Annotated in this window: 15 protein-coding genes; 7 read left to right on the top strand and 8 right to left on the bottom strand. The window is 43.9% G+C overall.

Annotation, left to right across the window (positions count from 1 at the left end; genetic code table 11):
* Nucleotides 1–113: 113 nt before the first annotated feature.
* Nucleotides 114–902, bottom strand: coding sequence for a TetR/AcrR family transcriptional regulator (locus UQW94_RS16330; RefSeq protein WP_005377913.1), 789 nt, complete (start codon nt 900–902; stop codon nt 114–116).
* A 270-nt stretch (nt 903–1,172) separates the two neighbouring features.
* On the opposite strand from UQW94_RS16330, the gene UQW94_RS16335 reads away from it, so the two are divergent.
* Nucleotides 1,173–1,358: a hypothetical protein gene (locus UQW94_RS16335; RefSeq protein WP_005377915.1), complete on the top strand. Its 186-nt coding sequence runs from the start codon at nt 1,173–1,175 to the stop codon at nt 1,356–1,358.
* On the opposite strand, the gene UQW94_RS16340 is transcribed toward UQW94_RS16335, so the two are convergent.
* The 6 genes from UQW94_RS16340 to thrS all read right to left on the bottom strand — a co-directional run bounded on the left by UQW94_RS16340 (nt 1,351) and on the right by thrS (nt 6,227).
* Nucleotides 1,351–2,160, bottom strand: coding sequence for a helix-turn-helix domain-containing protein (locus UQW94_RS16340; protein WP_005385480.1), 810 nt, complete (start codon nt 2,158–2,160; stop codon nt 1,351–1,353). The two genes, UQW94_RS16335 and UQW94_RS16340, sit on opposite strands and share 8 nt — an antisense overlap.
* Nucleotides 2,161–2,526: 366 nt before the next feature.
* Nucleotides 2,527–2,844, bottom strand: a complete 318-nt coding sequence (locus UQW94_RS16345; protein ID WP_005377919.1) for a heavy metal-binding domain-containing protein — start codon at nt 2,842–2,844, stop codon at nt 2,527–2,529.
* A 189-nt stretch (nt 2,845–3,033) separates the two neighbouring features.
* Nucleotides 3,034–3,387, bottom strand: coding sequence for a 50S ribosomal protein L20 (rplT, locus tag UQW94_RS16350; protein ID WP_004727974.1), 354 nt, complete (start codon nt 3,385–3,387; stop codon nt 3,034–3,036).
* Between the two features lie 40 nt (nt 3,388–3,427).
* Nucleotides 3,428–3,622 carry a 50S ribosomal protein L35 gene (gene rpmI, locus UQW94_RS16355; protein WP_005377932.1) on the bottom strand — a complete coding sequence of 65 codons (195 nt, stop codon included), beginning with the start codon at nt 3,620–3,622 and terminating at the stop codon, nt 3,428–3,430.
* Between the two features lie 121 nt (nt 3,623–3,743).
* Nucleotides 3,744–4,295 (bottom strand): translation initiation factor IF-3, encoded by a 552-nt coding sequence (gene infC, locus UQW94_RS16360; protein WP_080276913.1) that lies wholly within the window; start codon nt 4,293–4,295, stop codon nt 3,744–3,746.
* A 3-nt stretch (nt 4,296–4,298) separates the two neighbouring features.
* On the bottom strand, nt 4,299–6,227 hold the full coding sequence (thrS, locus tag UQW94_RS16365) for a threonine--tRNA ligase (protein ID WP_005395892.1): 1,929 nt from the start codon (nt 6,225–6,227) through the stop codon (nt 4,299–4,301).
* Between the two features lie 402 nt (nt 6,228–6,629).
* On the opposite strand from thrS, the gene UQW94_RS16370 reads away from it, so the two are divergent.
* Nucleotides 6,630–7,607, top strand: a complete 978-nt coding sequence (locus tag UQW94_RS16370) for a DUF3187 family protein (RefSeq protein WP_005377942.1) — start codon at nt 6,630–6,632, stop codon at nt 7,605–7,607.
* Nucleotides 7,608–7,613: 6 nt separating this feature from the next.
* On the opposite strand, the gene UQW94_RS16375 is transcribed toward UQW94_RS16370, so the two are convergent.
* The gene (locus UQW94_RS16375; protein ID WP_322142409.1) at nt 7,614–8,357 is read right to left on the bottom strand and encodes a sporulation protein; all 744 of its coding nucleotides are present in this window, start codon (nt 8,355–8,357) and stop codon (nt 7,614–7,616) included.
* 248 nt (nt 8,358–8,605) lie between these two features.
* Here UQW94_RS16375 and hutC point away from each other — a divergent pair, with 248 nt between their 5' ends.
* The 5 genes from hutC to hutH all read left to right on the top strand — a co-directional run bounded on the left by hutC (nt 8,606) and on the right by hutH (nt 15,023).
* On the top strand, nt 8,606–9,313 hold the full coding sequence (hutC, locus tag UQW94_RS16380; RefSeq protein WP_005385493.1) for a histidine utilization repressor: 708 nt from the start codon (nt 8,606–8,608) through the stop codon (nt 9,311–9,313).
* A 129-nt stretch (nt 9,314–9,442) separates the two neighbouring features.
* A complete protein-coding gene (gene hutI, locus UQW94_RS16385) occupies nt 9,443–10,693 on the top strand; it encodes an imidazolonepropionase (protein WP_322142410.1) in 1,251 nt (416 codons plus the stop codon).
* Nucleotide 10,694: 1 nt separating this feature from the next.
* Nucleotides 10,695–11,705, top strand: coding sequence for a formimidoylglutamase (gene hutG, locus UQW94_RS16390; RefSeq protein ID WP_170897140.1), 1,011 nt, complete (start codon nt 10,695–10,697; stop codon nt 11,703–11,705).
* A gap of 73 nt (nt 11,706–11,778) precedes the next feature.
* A complete protein-coding gene (gene hutU / locus UQW94_RS16395) occupies nt 11,779–13,476 on the top strand; it encodes a urocanate hydratase (protein ID WP_322142411.1) in 1,698 nt (565 codons plus the stop codon).
* Nucleotides 13,477–13,487: 11 nt separating this feature from the next.
* Nucleotides 13,488–15,023 carry a histidine ammonia-lyase gene (gene hutH / locus UQW94_RS16400; protein WP_017821814.1) on the top strand — a complete coding sequence of 512 codons (1,536 nt, stop codon included), beginning with the start codon at nt 13,488–13,490 and terminating at the stop codon, nt 15,021–15,023.
* Nucleotides 15,024–15,301 lie beyond the last annotated feature (278 nt).

Raw genomic sequence — 15,301 nt, forward strand, 5'->3', positions numbered from 1 at the left:
CTATGCTTCTCGTGATCATTGGCTGAACGCCAACCTTCGAGATTTAATGACGATTCGTCACAATAGTGCGATAAAAAAGCCAACCATAACGTCAGATTGGCCTTTCCAGTTTATTAGCGATTCACTGACTCCAAATAAGCAAGCTCTTCACTAAATAACTCCTGCTCCACTCGACGCCAGGTTTTACGGTAGTCCCATTCTGTAGATAAAGGCGACCAACCTAAACCATCAAGTAACATATTCGCGTTGTGCAGTACTGAGAATGGGTCTTGAATTCGCTGAATACATCGACTGTTCGATGCATTTTGCGCCAAAGCGTTTGAACCGAATGCAATAGACCAGTTGGCGAATACAATAGCATCAGAACCAATTGCGGGAGAAAACTTAAGATCACCACATTCTACCGCATTGTTCACCAGCGCATCAGCACCATCTATTACTTGTTCTTCCAAGTTATTCAGTTCATTCACACGTTTAGGCGAAGCCTTCTCTAGAACCCAAGGCGTCTTTGCAACAATCGCACAAGTTGATAGTACTGGCTCCATACGAGCGTAAATACGATAACCTACATGCATCGCAATGATTTTTTCTCTGGTATTGCCATTAAATTTGGCGGTACGTTCGAAAAATATTGCTTCGCTTTTCAGCGAATGAATACAAAGCGCAAGAATCACATCTTCTTTGCTGCAAAAATGATTGTAGATCGTCCCTTTAGAATAAGGGCTTGACGCTGTAAGCTTGTCCATCGTTAAGTTGGCAAAGCCTTGCTCTTGAACTAAAGACTTAGCCAATTGAATAAGCTCTATCTCACGATCAGCAATCGCCTGTTGCTTTTTTGTTAGCCCTGAAGACACACGACATCCGTCTTGCTTGCTATATTTTTTACAGCGAAAGTTAAACATAATCCTTTGATCCGTATACCAACACACTCCCAATAATTGTAACACGATTCTTTAATACAGGAACGCAACTAAAGTTGACGAACCGTCATAAATGACACTTCGTCATAATAGATCAAAAAACAAACATTTCAAGTATGAATTTATAATTAGAAGATAAATAGCTACCAATTATGCATACCCAAGTAGCTACAGGATGCTTGGTTCAACGAGAATGGTTTCTTTGTAGAGGAAGCGAGAGAGGCTTTGGGAGGAACAACGAAGGAAATCAGCATGTTAAAAATAACGAAAGTAGATGCTGAACAGGTATTATTCGAAATAAGCCCAAAACACTTTAAGTCTGAATTAAGAGCAAACACCGCTGAATGCCCTACTTACAAAGTATTTGCTGTCTTAGGCTTTTTCTTTTGCAACGCCCTTTCAGAAACTCTCTTCAAAAAAGGCTCAAAATCTATATAGATAGGCTTGGCTTATCACCTGCAGCTGCGATGGCATAACGAATATCATCAATAAATCGCCCCTCTGTCTCAATAATGCCGTCAGAGAATGTGACTGGCTGATGTGGCCCAGCAAGTAGAACAATATTAGTAAAATCAGAGACATTAAAGTTCTCTGCTACAACATTTTTGGAATGAAAATCGATGACGGTCTTTGCGACTTGATCTTCCAGTAACAAAAGCTGTTCTTCGGTAATTTTCATACGCGCCAAAGCAACGCGAACACACTTATCGTGGGTAGTCGTCTGCTCTTTTATGATTTCTGTATATTTGTCGTTGAGCTTGGAGTTCTCTGCATAGCTATAATATAAAGGCCCGTGCAGCGTTATATTTTTATCTTCATCAACGTAAACGAGATCCAACAACTCTAATGCTTTTAAGTAATCAGACATGCTCTGCTCAGACAAGTCATACTTTTTCTTTAAAATAGAATAACCGTCTTTACCTCGAAGCATTCTCAATTCACGATAAAAGTCGTAAAGGTGAGGGAATTGAAAGAATACCTCATCCTGCGTACGACTAAAGTAATCCTCGTCTTCACCTTGCAATTGATTTGCGAGCTTTTGTAGTTCATCTAACGTGCAATCAACCGCTCTACAATATTCCAGCAACTTATCTAAAGCGAGATTCGTGCTTGTAAGATGTCTCTTAAAGGTAGATAGTGGCATACCCATTTTCTCAGATAGCTCTCGATATGTTAGCCCTTTTGTTTTAATCGCTTGGCGTAATGCGGCTAGCAAGTATTCGGGAGTCAGATCTCTCATCTACAATTCCTTTTGGCAATGTTACAGCTGTATAGTATTTGTAACAATTTAGAACCGCTTGGCAAGGTATAAGTTCATATTTTTATAAGAAAAACATGAATTAATATACTGAAAAGAGAATTCACACAACAAATGAAAAATTCAATATGAATTCAATTTCATTATAGATATAAAATAATATGCAAAATAAAAGTGAAGCAATTACTCTAAATCATCGTGATTAATTTTAATAGTAACGTAAAGTTGAGAATATAAACCTATTCTCTCTACAAAAATCTAGAATAATTAACCTAAAAGGAACAGAACGGTAAATGCATAATAATTCACCGCTCTCTATTAGAATTTTTGCAATGCTATTCAAGTAGACTAGTCCGCTAGTTTCACTGCAGTACCAAATGCCAAAATTTCCGAAGAACCATCTACGATTGAGCTTGTGGTAAATCGAATCCCTACAATTGCATCGGCACCTTTAGATTCAGCGTCCGCCACCATGCGCTGTATAGCAATATCACGCGCGTCGGTCATCATTTCCGTGTAACCACGAATTTCGCCGCCAACAATGCTCTTGATACCCGCCATGAGGTCACGGCCAATATGCTTTGATTGAACAACATTACCAGTTACAACCCCTCTGATTTCAGAGATCTGCTTGCCAGGAATGCTTTCGGTCGTTGTGTAGATCATTTTTAATCCCTTATAAACGTAAAAATTTATACCCAAGCTACCTTATAACTAACATAAGATGCTAACCAATAAATTGAGAAGACTGATAAACAATACTCTAAATAGCCAAGCTAAAAGTCATTTGGGTATAAATTTTAGCAATAAAAAAGGAGAGCTAATGCTCTCCTTCTCTTAATCCTAAACTGCTAATTAAAGAGCAGCTTTCGCTTTTTCAACTAGAACTGCAAATGCAGCTTTGTCGAATACTGCGATGTCCGCAAGGATCTTACGGTCGATCTCGATAGATGCTTTCTTAAGACCGTTGATGAAACGGCTGTAAGATAGACCATTTTGACGAGATGCCGCATTGATACGTGCAATCCATAGTTGACGGAATTGACGTTTCTTAGCGCGACGGTCACGGTAAGCGTATTGACCAGCTTTAGTAACTGCTTGGAAAGCTACGCGGTAAACACGTGAACGCGCACCGTAGTAACCTTTAGCTTGTTTTAGAACTTTCTTATGACGTGCACGAGCTTGTACACCACGTTTTACGCGAGGCATTATGCTTCTCCTAAACTAAACGATTGATAACTAAAAAGAATTAAGCGTATGGCAACATACGGATTACTGCAGCCACTTCACATTTTGGAAGGATTGCATTCGGACGTAGTTGACGCTTGTTCTTAGTAGTACGCTTAGTCAGGATGTGACGTTTTGTAGCGTGCTTGTACTTAATACCACCAGCAGTTTTCTTAAAACGCTTAGCAGCACCTTTGTTGGTTTTCATCTTAGGCATGATGAATAACTCCGCATTGAGTAGGTTTAATAAACAACGTAATTAGGGCGAACAAAACCCAGCCGTCATGCCTTTATCGAAAGGAAAGCGGCTAGGTTTTAATTACTTGATGAGCCGTTAATTACTTCTTTTTAGGGGCTAGCACCATGATCATCTGGCGACCTTCAATCTTCTTAGGGAAAGATTCAACTACAGCAATTTCTGCAGTATCTTCCTTAAGACGATTTAGAACGTCAACACCGATGTCTTGGTGTGCCATCTCTCGGCCACGGAAGCGAATTGTTACTTTCACTTTGTTGCCTTCTTCAAGGAAACGCGTCAGGTTGCGTAGTTTTACCTGATAGTCTCCAATATCAGTTCCAGGACGGAATTTTACTTCCTTGATCTGGACCTGCTTTTGCTTCTTCTTCTGCTCTTTAGCAGTTTTGCTCTTCTCGAAGAGGAACTTACCATAGTCCATCACACGACAAACAGGTGGCTCGGCGTTAGGACTGATCTCAACGAGATCCATACCAGCTTCTTCAGCAGCTGCAATGGCTTCTTGAATCGATACAACACCAACTGATTCACCGTCAGCGCCTGTTAGTCGAACTTCACGAATACCACGAATTTCACCGTTGATACGGTGCGGGTTTTGTTTTACCGGCTGTTGGCCACGTCTTCCGCCTTTAATAGCTTATTCCTCCAGATTGAGCTTACGGCTAGAGATCTCGTCTTGGATGTATGCAATAAAATCATCCACTTTAAATTTACCAAGATCTTTACCTTTACGAGTACGCACTGCAATTTCGCCAGCTTCCATTTCTTGGTCACCAACAACAAGCATATACGGTACACGCTTCAAAGTATGTTCGCGGATTTTAAAGCCAATCTTCTCATTTCTCAAGTCCGCTTTAGCTCTAATTCCACTTTTTTGTAGTTTTTGTACTATTTCTTGAACATAACCTGACTGTTTATCAGTAATGTTCATAAGAACTGCTTGTTCTGGCGCCAACCAAGTTGGGAAGAAACCAGCATATTCTTCGATAAGGATACCGATGAAGCGCTCTAGTGAACCTAGAATCGCACGGTGAATCATTACTGGTACAAGACGTTCATTGTTTTCACCTACATAAGTTGCACCTAAGCGACCTGGTAGGTTGAAGTCTAGCTGGACAGTACCACACTGCCACGCACGGTCTAGACAATCGTATAGTGTGAATTCAATCTTAGGGCCGTAGAACGCACCCTCGCCTTCTTGAATTTCGTATGGGATATCCATCGATTCAAGAGACTGCTTCAATGCTTCTTCAGATTGATCCCAGATTTCATCTGAACCTACACGTTTCTCTGGACGAGTAGACAGTTTCACTACGATGTTGTCGAAACCAAATGTTTGGTACGTATCGTACACCATCTTGATACAGTTTGTTACTTCTTCTTGAATTTGGCTCTCAGTACAGAAAATGTGAGCGTCATCCTGAGTAAAGCCACGTACACGCATAATACCGTGTAGTGCACCAGATGGTTCGTTACGGTGACATGAGCCAAACTCAGCCATACGTAGCGGTAGGTCGCGGTACGATTTTAGACCTTGGTTGAAGATCTGTACGTGACCTGGACAGTTCATTGGCTTAATCGCGTATTCACGGTTCTCAGAAGAAGTTGTGAACATTGCATCAGCGTATTTATCCCAGTGACCTGAGCGTTCCCAAAGAACACGGTCCATCATAAGTGGACCTTTCACTTCTTGGTAACCGTACTCATCTAGCTTAGCGCGGATGAATACTTCTAGATCACGGAAGATAGACCAACCATTGTGATGCCAGAACACCATACCCGGTGCTTCTTGCTGCATGTGGAATAGGTCTAGTTGTTTACCAATCTTACGGTGATCACGCTTCGCCGCTTCTTCTAGGCGAGTTAGGTGCGCTTTCAGTGCTTTCTTGTCGTGGAAAGCCGTACCGTAGATACGTTGAAGCATTTTGTTGTCGCTGTTACCACGCCAGTAAGCACCTGCAACATTCAGCAAAGTGAAGTGTTGACAGAAGCTCATGTTAGGAACATGAGGACCACGACACATGTCGATGTATTCTTCATGGTGGTAAAGGCCTGGACGATCATCACGAGATACGTTTTCGTCAAGGATTTCCACTTTGTATGGTTCGCCACGTGATTCAAACGTATCACGCGCTTCCTGCCAGCTTACTTTTTTCTTAACCACTTCGTACTTGGTTTTCGCTAGCTCTTTCATACGCTTTTCAATCTTTTCAAGATCTTCTTGCGTTAGAGATTCGTCTAGGTCGATATCGTAGTAGAAGCCATTGTCGATGGTTGGACCGATCGCCATTTTAGCTTGAGGGTAAAGCTGCTTAAGAGCGTGACCAAGAAGGTGAGCACAAGAGTGACGAACGATTTCTAGACCGTCTACTTCATCTTTAACTGTGATGATTTCAAGGCTTGCGTCTTCTTCAATTAGGTCACACGCATCAACGCGGTTACCGTTTACACGACCAGCGATAGTTGCTTTGGCAAGACCGGGACCGATCGATTGCGCAACTTCCATAGTAGATACTGGGTTGTCAAATTGACGCTGACTGCCGTCAGGAAGAGTAATAATAGGCATGCTATGTCCTTTACAGTGGTGTTGCACACCAAGCAACACATGTTATTCAAATTAGAAGCTATTTGTTGAAAATAGTTGAGAGTCAATAAAGGCCTCTCGGTAACACGAATACCGGACCGTTATCGAAAATGGGATTGTACCTAGCTCACATTTAGAATGCAAAGCGCGATTTTGTTTTGTCATAAGAACTTAACCGCAGACCCATCACGGCAATCTGATCATGCTTTTTAAGAGACCGCATAACTTGTAAACGGAATTGCCCCTCAATGAACTTACACAACAAATTACAATATCGCCTATTACGTGTGAACCGATACAAAGCCTAACACGCTTGGCGAGAGCTCAACGTGCGATTTAGGTATATAGTTGTTTTATAGAGTAGTTTGTATGTAGGTATTCATCATGGTCTATTTCAAATCGCGCTTTATGGTGCTTCTAAGCACCTCGATATGTTCTTTGCAAGCCTTCGCATCAAATGACTTATATGGCCCGCTGCGTTCTTACGCACAATCCCCAATGCAAGTGGTTAGTCACACCAACATACTACGTTCAGGGCACAGTCTGCCCTCTGGTTTTGTCGAAGCCTATGGTTCGGGAACCGTGGCAAGTGTTTGGGCTCATACTGATGAATACGCACTGGATTATTACCACAATCAAATCGAATTAGGCAGCAAATGGCAAGTCAGCAACCGTTGGCAGTGGGAGCTCAACTATCGATGGGTCTTTGCCGCTGACAACCATTTAGATGGACTGACGAAAAGCTTCCATAAACTTTTCGGTATCGGACAAAATGGGCGGGATAAAGTAGACAGAGATCGTTTTTACATTTCAATGCCGCAATATGATGTGCTTGAAGATGATTTCGAAGGACAAACACTGGCCAATAACCTATCTACTTACTTACAGTATCAAGTGTTCCAAAATGAACATCACGGCCTATCGATTGGCGGCAGTTTGTATTTTAACGATGTGGCTCACGGCACTTTTCAAGGTAGCAGTTTCGAGCAAGGCTTCCAATTAAACTACAGCTACTTAAGTGATGCTCATGCATTTTATTCGATGATTGGCATGACTTTTCGATCGGATGACCGTGCCTTGCTCGATCTGCCCTATCGACATAATACGATTGCCATTGCGGGTGGGTACCGTTATGCCTTAGAAGATAACCATCACCTGATGTTGGAATATCATTGGTATCAAGGCTCAACAGAAGGGCCCACAGAGTTTGCTGATGCCTCTAATGAACTGGTATTGGGCTATCGATATCTAATGGAAAATTCAGCGCTTGAGTTTTTAGCCGTAGAGAACGCAAGAAACATGGATAACAGTACCGATATCGCTTTCACAATAGGATATCGGTACATATTTTCATCAAGTTGATGAGAGCTATAGATTTAGCGTTGGTGTAACTGCGGCAGCGACTTGAGCATCGGTTGCATTGATCGGCAACGTAAACGAGCGATATTGGTCACCAGCCAAGCTGAGCGAACGGTCAATCTCTGCCAAACAATGCATGACCTGCCCTTCCAGAATAAAAGAGAGCTCAACTTCTTTTGATGAGATAAAGCCGCTGTTACGGAACTCTAGCTCTTGATAAATACCAGAGCGAGAGGCAAACGAGCCACCGCGCAAAAAGCCTTTTTCAACATCGGCTTTAACCATAGTGAAACCAGCTTGCTCGATCGCTTGAATAACCCGAGATGCTACTGGTAAAGGCTTCACTTCAATATAGTCACGGTCACGCGGATCAATTGCAAAATCAATATCTAACGTCGTCTCGACCCAAACATGACATTGATTCTTAAGTGCGCTAACCGCAGTAATTGGTGTTTCATCATGCAGTTTTAGCTCAAACGGAACCTGCTTTTCTTCATTAGGTTGAATCACAAAAGGGTCAACTGCTTTCAATTGATCAATAGTGAAGGTTTGGTAACTTACGCTATCATCCACTTCGACTTTCATTTCCGTGTTCAATTTAATCGTAATAGCATCAATTTGTTGTTCGACGTCTCCGCCTTTGATATGAACATGCCCTTTCAGCGTCGCTCCTTGAAACACGCTCATTTCGTCCAAAATAGTATCTACTTTTGCAGAGCCGATCCCCAGTGATGCTTTCAATTTTTTAAACATACTTTTCCTTTTTTAGCGATTTTTCTTCTAATAATCGTTTGTTTACACAATTGTTTTCTGCTGTGCAAGCAATAGACCACAAGAAAATGTTTGAATTCAATCATCAATCCAAATAATGCTCAGCAGCAAGAGTCATTCAGCTCTGCAATAGGATTGCTCGGTCACTAAGCGGTACATTCGTCGAGAAATGTTTGCAATTTGTACCTAAATTAAGCAGTATTTGTATAGTCAAATAAAGGGAGATCATTATGTCTGCACCACTCTACATTCAAATTAAACAATTTATCCTGGATAAAATTGATGCTGGAGAGTGGGTAGTTGGTCATCGCATCGCCACCGAGATTGAGCTTACCGAGCAATTTGGTGTCAGTAGAATGACAGTGAACAAAGCAATTCGGGATTTAGTAAATGAGGGCCGATTACAACGTCGCCCACGCTTAGGCACGTTCGTGTGTGATCCTGGTGAAAAGTCAGAATCTCCCCTGCTAGACATTCGAAACATTGCCGAAGAAGTCAGCGATAGAGGGCGAAAGTATGGCAGTAAAGTGCTCAAACAGATTGCCATAAAAGCAGATGACAACATTGCGACAAAACTCGGCGTTATGCTAGGCACGACAGTGTTTTACAGTGAAATTATTCACTATGAAGACCAAACGCCGATTCAATTGGAGCTCCGCTGGGTGAATAGCCAATATGCCCCGAGTTATTTAAATCAAGACTTCACACAAATCACTCCAAATCAATACCTGTCAGATAATTGCCCACTCAGCGCGATAGAACATACTGTAGAGGCAATTGTGCCTGAAAGCCGTATTAAGCAAGACTTAAAAATGCAAGCCAATGAACCTTGCCTTCTCTTGAATCGCAGAACGTGGAGCCAAGATAAGTTAGTCAGTACCGCCCTACTTTATCACCCTGGTAACAAATATAAGCTGAGCTCAAAAGTGCTCATTTAAGGACAAGATTTATCCTCTAGATCTACGTTTTGATCACATTTTAGCAACATCAATCTTGTCAGTGTTCTTATTTTGCTCTATTTATTTGTATATACATTTAATGATACAAATAAACACAGGGACACAAACATGGATTTGCTGATTGAAAACGCACGTCTAGTTACCATGCAATCGGGAGAATGCGGATACCTTCCAACGCCTCCAGCGCGCATTGGTATTCAATCTGGAAAAATCGTTGCGATCAGTACTTGTGCCATTGGTGAAGACGCACCGCAAACCGAGTCTCTGCTGTCTGCTCAACATTACCCTCAGAGTATCGACCTTCAAGGCAAGTTAGTTCTGCCAGGTTTGATCGACTGCCACACTCATCTTATTTACGCGGGCAATCGTGCCAACGAATTTGAAATGCGCTTAAACGGCGTGCCATATCAAGAAATTTCCAAACAAGGCGGTGGAATACTTTCAACGGTGCATGCGACGCGTTCAGCAACCGAAGCGCAATTAGTTGAGTTAGCGTTGCCACGTTTAGACGGGCTACTCGCGAGCGGCGTCACTTCTGTCGAAGTGAAGTCAGGCTACGGATTGACACTGAATGATGAAGTAAAAATGCTCCGTGCAGCCAAAATGCTGGAACAAGAGCGCAAAGTTAAAATTACCACTACACTTCTCGCCGCTCACGCCATTCCGCCAGAGTTCCAGGGTCGTGCAGATGATTATATTGAGCACATTTGTCAGGACATAATCCCTGTTGTCGCAAAGGAAGAATTAGCTACGAGTGTCGATGTTTTTTGTGAATCGATTGGTTTCAATCTTGAACAAACAGAAAAAGTGTTTGTAGCTGCAAAACGCCACGGCTTAAAGGTTAAAGGGCATACTGAGCAACTTTCTAATCTCGGTGGTACAGCCCTCACTGCGCAATACAACGGTCTGTCAGCGGATCACATCGAGTTTTTAGATGAGCAAGGTGTTAAAGCACTTGCTCGATCAAACACCGTCGCCACTCTATTGCCTGGCGCTTTTTATTTTCTAAGAGAAACTCAGTTACCACCGATTGAGTTGTTGAGAGAGCATAACGTGCCGATGGCAATTGCTACGGACGTCAACCCAGGTACATCACCATTTTCTGATCTCACACTCATGCTGAATATGGCGTGCACACTATTTCGCCTTACACCGCAAGAAGCACTGCGTGGTGTAACGCAACATGCAGCCAAAGCTCTGGGTTATCAAAACTCACGTGGCGAAATCAAAGTAGGGTTTAATGCGGACTTCTCTATATGGGATATCGAAAGCCCTGCGGATTTAAGCTATCAAGTCGGAGCAAAACGTCTGGTAGGTCGTATAGTAAATGGTGAATACATTTCACACGGAGGCCAATAATATGTCTCAATTCGACCTACATTCTCCCCTATTTCATTGGCAAGGCCGTCATGATGCCGAGGACGGCAAGCTTGGTCAGCGAATTCATCACGTTGTTCAACGCCAAAAAGCAGATGAGTTGAGTGCCGTTGCGCATGGCGTCTCATTACTCGGTTTTGCTACCGACGCTGGCGTTGCGAGAAACAAAGGACGCATTGGCGCGAAAAAAGCGCCAGACTTAATCCGACGAGCACTCGCTAATTTAGCATGGCACCAAGACGCCCCACTATATGACTTAGGTACTGTGGTGTGTGAAGACGACTTACTGGAAGAGAGCCAAGCTCTATGTGCAGCAACCATTTCAAGCGCACTGCCCCATACGCCAGTCATCGTGCTGGGTGGTGGGCATGAGATTGCGTGGGCCTCGTTTTCCGGCTTAGCGGAATATTTTAAAGCGCACCATCCAGAGAAGAAGCCTAAAATCGGCATTATCAATTTCGATGCGCATTTCGATTTGCGCGCATTCGAGAGTAACCTCGCCGACATAAGACCGAGCTCTGGTACACCCTTCAACCAAATTCATCATTTTTGTCAACGTAACGATTGGGACTTTCATTACGCTTGTATTGGTGTAAGCCGCAGTAGCAACACTAAAGCGCTATTTGAAAAAGCAGATGCGTTAAATGTTTGGTATGTAGAGGACAATCAGCTCTGCTACTTAAACCACAGTTATCACTTAACTCAGCTTCAGCATTTTATTGACGACTGTGACCACCTCTATTTGACCATTGATCTGGATGTATTTCCTGCCGCAACCGCACCTGGAGTCAGCGCACCAGCAGCTCGGGGAGTGAGTTACGACACTATTGCACCCTTTTTAGATCGAATTCTTCATTACAAAAATAAGTTAATGCTGGCTGATATCGCCGAATACAACCCAAATTATGACGTCGATAGTCAAACAGCACGATTAGCTGCCCGTTTGTGTTGGGATATCGCCAACGCAATGGCGGAAAAACAGCACAAACCATAATGCATCCCAGATGCCACTGATTATTACGACCAAGCAAGTACTTGGTCATCACGAGAAACTAAAGGAGTCTGAAATGACACAGCGCCAGGGACAAGATCCACGACTTGATACAAGCAGAACAATTCGTGCACCTCACGGAGATAAACTGCGCGCAAAATCTTGGCTAACCGAAGCCCCTCTTCGTATGCTGATGAACAACCTTGATCTTGATGTTGCAGAACATCCACATTCACTGGTTGTATATGGCGGCATTGGCCGAGCAGCGCGAAACTGGGAATGTTACGACAAGATTGTTGAAGTACTTGAAAGACTCGAAGATGACCAAACGCTTTTAGTTCAATCAGGCAAGCCTGTTGGTGTTTTCCCTACCCATAAAAATGCTCCACGCGTGCTTATCGCAAACTCAAACCTTGTTCCGCATTGGGCAAACTGGGAACACTTCAACGAGCTCGATAAACAAGGCTTGATGATGTACGGCCAAATGACCGCTGGCAGCTGGATATACATTGGCTCGCAAGGTATCGTACAAGGCACATACGAAACGTTCGTATCTGTTGCAAAAAAACACTTTGACGGTGAAGCAAAGGGCCGTTGGATTCTAACAGGTGGTCTCGGTGGCATGGGTGGTGCTCAACCTCTCGCTGGTACAATGGCGGGCTTCTCCATGATTGCAGTAGAGTGTGATGAATCACGTATCGATTACCGCCTACGTACAGGCTATGTCGATAAGAAAGCGACTTCTTTAGATGAAGCGCTAGCTATCATTAAAGAGTCAGACACACCAGTATCGGTTGGTCTACTAGGTAATGCAGCAGACGTTTTCTCTGAGCTGGTAGAACGTAATATCACGCCTGATGTCGTAACAGACCAAACGTCTGCACACGACCCGCTCAATGGCTATTTACCACAAGGCTGGAGCATGTCTCACGCAGCAGAAATGCGTTTGCAAGATGAAGCAATGGTCGTAAAAGCAGCGAAAAAATCCATGGCTGTGCAAGTTCAAGCGATGTTAGAGCTGCAAAATCGCGGCGCCGCAACACTCGACTACGGTAACAACATCCGCCAGATGGCCTTGGAAGAAGGCGTAGAAAACGCATTTGATTTCCCTGGCTTCGTTCCAGCCTACATTCGTCCTCTATTCTGTGAAGGTATCGGTCCTTTCCGTTGGGCTGCTCTCTCTGGCGATCCTGAGGACATTTATAAAACCGACCAAAAAGTAAAAGAGCTAATTCCAGATAATCCGCACTTACATAACTGGCTAGATATGGCTCGCGAACGCATCCAGTTCCAAGGTTTACCTGCGCGTATTTGCTGGGTTGGTCTTAAAGATCGTGAGCGTCTTGGTCAAGCATTCAACGAAATGGTGAAAAATGGCGAACTTAAAGCGCCCGTTGTCATTGGTCGAGATCACTTAGATTCTGGCTCTGTAGCAAGCCCGAACCGTGAAACCGAAGGTATGATGGACGGTTCTGACGCCGTATCAGACTGGCCATTATTAAACGCGCTACTCAACACGGCGGGCGGCGCAACTTGGGTTTCACTACACCACGGTGGTGGCGTAGGTATGGGCTTCTCGCAACACTCAGGTATGGTTATCTGCTGTGACGGCAGTGAAGATGCCTCAGAACGTATTGCCCGCGTGCTGCATAACGACCCAGCAACAGGCGTTATGCGTCATGCTGATGCGGGATACGATATCGCTAAACAATGTGCAGCAGAGCAAGGGCTAGATTTGCCAATGCTCAACGAAGAACTGAAGAAGCTCAAGTAAGGATGAAAGAGATGTTAAATTTAACGCTAAAGCCAGGTCATATTAGCTTAAACGAACTACGCCAAGTGAGCCGTTCACCAGTCAACCTTACTTTGGATCCTGAAGCCATTCCGGCCATTGAAGAAAGCACACAGGTCGTAGACCGAGTCATCGCGGAAGATCGAACGGTTTACGGAATTAACACTGGTTTTGGGCTATTGGCTAACACACGAATAGCACCAGAAGATTTAGAAACACTGCAACGCAGTATCGTTCTTTCTCATGCGGCAGGTATCGGTGAGTTTATGTCAGATGAAACGGTTCGTCTGATGATGGTATTAAAAATCAATAGTCTGTCTCGTGGCTTTTCTGGGATTCGCCTAAAAGTCATTAATATGCTGACCGACCTAGTCAACGCACAAGTTTACCCTTGTGTACCTAAAAAGGGCTCTGTTGGCGCATCAGGTGACTTAGCTCCTCTAGCCCATATGAGCACTGTATTACTGGGAGAAGGACAAGCTCGCCACAACGGTAAAATCATTTCCGGGCAAGAAGCATTAAAAATCGCAGGTCTAGAGCCTATCACTCTGGCGCCAAAAGAAGGCTTAGCGCTACTAAATGGGACTCAGGCATCCACAGCGTTCGCATTGGAAGGCCTGTTTATCGCGGAAGACCTTTTCGCATCAGCAACCGTTTGTGGTGCAATGTCTGTTGAAGCCGCTCTCGGCAGCCGACGTCCATTCGATCCGCGCATTCACCGTGTACGTGGTCATCGCAGCCAGATGGACGCAGCACTCGCATACCGTCATTTGTTAGACACATCGAGTGAAATAGGTGATTCGCACACTAACTGTGAAAAAGTGCAAGACCCGTATTCTTTGCGCTGTCAGCCTCAAGTGATGGGCGCGTGTTTACAGCAAATCCGCAATGCGGCCGAAGTATTACAAGTAGAGGCGAATTCCGTATCAGATAATCCGTTGGTGTTTGCTGAAGATGGTGACATCATCTCTGGCGGTAACTTCCACGCGGAGCCTGTTGCAATGGCAGCCGACAACCTAGCACTTGCGATTGCCGAGATCGGCAGCTTGTCTGAACGTCGTATGGCATTACTTATCGATAGCGCGCTATCAAAACTGCCACCGTTCTTAGTCGACAATGGTGGTGTGAACTCTGGTTTCATGATCGCTCAGGTGACCTCTGCTGCGTTAGCAAGTGAAAACAAAACGCTCGCTCACCCAGCGTCAGTAGACAGCTTGCCAACATCTGCAAACCAAGAAGATCACGTGTCAATGGCAACATTCGCGGCTCGCAGATTGAAAGAAATGGGCGAAAACACTCGCGGTATTCTGGCGGTAGAATACCTCTCAGCAGCACAAGGCCTAGACTTTAGAGCACCAAACAAGTCCTCTGAGCGTATTGAGATTGCGAAACAAATGTTGCGTGAAAAAGTATCGTTCTACGATAAAGATCGCTACTTTGCTCCAGACATTGAACAGGCAAATACTCTGCTTAAGCTGGCTATCCACAACACGCTCATGCCAGAGAGCTTGTTACCAAGCGTTCAATAACCAAGCATAACTGGCATTTCATCGAATAAACAGATAATGACTTGAAGGCTCTACGTTCAGCGTGGAGCCTTTTTACATACGATTAAACATGTTGATGGCACTATTTATGAACGCCTGTCTACTTTGATGGCTATACTTTAAAAGATAGGCGAGCGAAAAGGTCGTTGTTTATTGTTTTCACAAATAAAAGCGTTGCTAAAGTATGCGTTTTTAACGGTTTATCCGCCGAAATAGTGTCTTATTGTTAGGATACGGTGAAGTTTTCACTGGATGGACCA

The sequence above is a fragment of the Vibrio sp. PBL-C16 genome, assembly GCF_034321865.1.
Lineage (GTDB): Bacteria > Pseudomonadota > Gammaproteobacteria > Enterobacterales > Vibrionaceae > Vibrio > Vibrio alginolyticus.

Excerpts from the sequence above, each read along its gene's own strand:
- UQW94_RS16330 (WP_005377913.1), bottom strand. The coding sequence starts at position 902 with ATGTTTAACTTTCGCTGTAAAAAATATAGCAAGCAAGACGGATGTCGT.
- UQW94_RS16335 (WP_005377915.1), top strand. The coding sequence starts at position 1,173 with ATGTTAAAAATAACGAAAGTAGATGCTGAACAGGTATTATTCGAAATA.
- UQW94_RS16340 (WP_005385480.1), bottom strand. The coding sequence starts at position 2,160 with ATGAGAGATCTGACTCCCGAATACTTGCTAGCCGCATTACGCCAAGCG.
- UQW94_RS16345 (WP_005377919.1), bottom strand. The coding sequence starts at position 2,844 with ATGATCTACACAACGACCGAAAGCATTCCTGGCAAGCAGATCTCTGAA.
- rplT (WP_004727974.1), bottom strand. The coding sequence starts at position 3,387 with ATGCCTCGCGTAAAACGTGGTGTACAAGCTCGTGCACGTCATAAGAAA.
- rpmI (WP_005377932.1), bottom strand. The coding sequence starts at position 3,622 with ATGCCTAAGATGAAAACCAACAAAGGTGCTGCTAAGCGTTTTAAGAAA.
- thrS (WP_005395892.1), bottom strand. The coding sequence starts at position 6,227 with ATGCCTATTATTACTCTTCCTGACGGCAGTCAGCGTCAATTTGACAAC.
- UQW94_RS16370 (WP_005377942.1), top strand. The coding sequence starts at position 6,630 with ATGGTCTATTTCAAATCGCGCTTTATGGTGCTTCTAAGCACCTCGATA.
- UQW94_RS16375 (WP_322142409.1), bottom strand. The coding sequence starts at position 8,357 with ATGTTTAAAAAATTGAAAGCATCACTGGGGATCGGCTCTGCAAAAGTA.
- hutC (WP_005385493.1), top strand. The coding sequence starts at position 8,606 with ATGTCTGCACCACTCTACATTCAAATTAAACAATTTATCCTGGATAAA.
- hutI (WP_322142410.1), top strand. The coding sequence starts at position 9,443 with ATGGATTTGCTGATTGAAAACGCACGTCTAGTTACCATGCAATCGGGA.
- hutG (WP_170897140.1), top strand. The coding sequence starts at position 10,695 with ATGTCTCAATTCGACCTACATTCTCCCCTATTTCATTGGCAAGGCCGT.
- hutU (WP_322142411.1), top strand. The coding sequence starts at position 11,779 with ATGACACAGCGCCAGGGACAAGATCCACGACTTGATACAAGCAGAACA.
- hutH (WP_017821814.1), top strand. The coding sequence starts at position 13,488 with ATGTTAAATTTAACGCTAAAGCCAGGTCATATTAGCTTAAACGAACTA.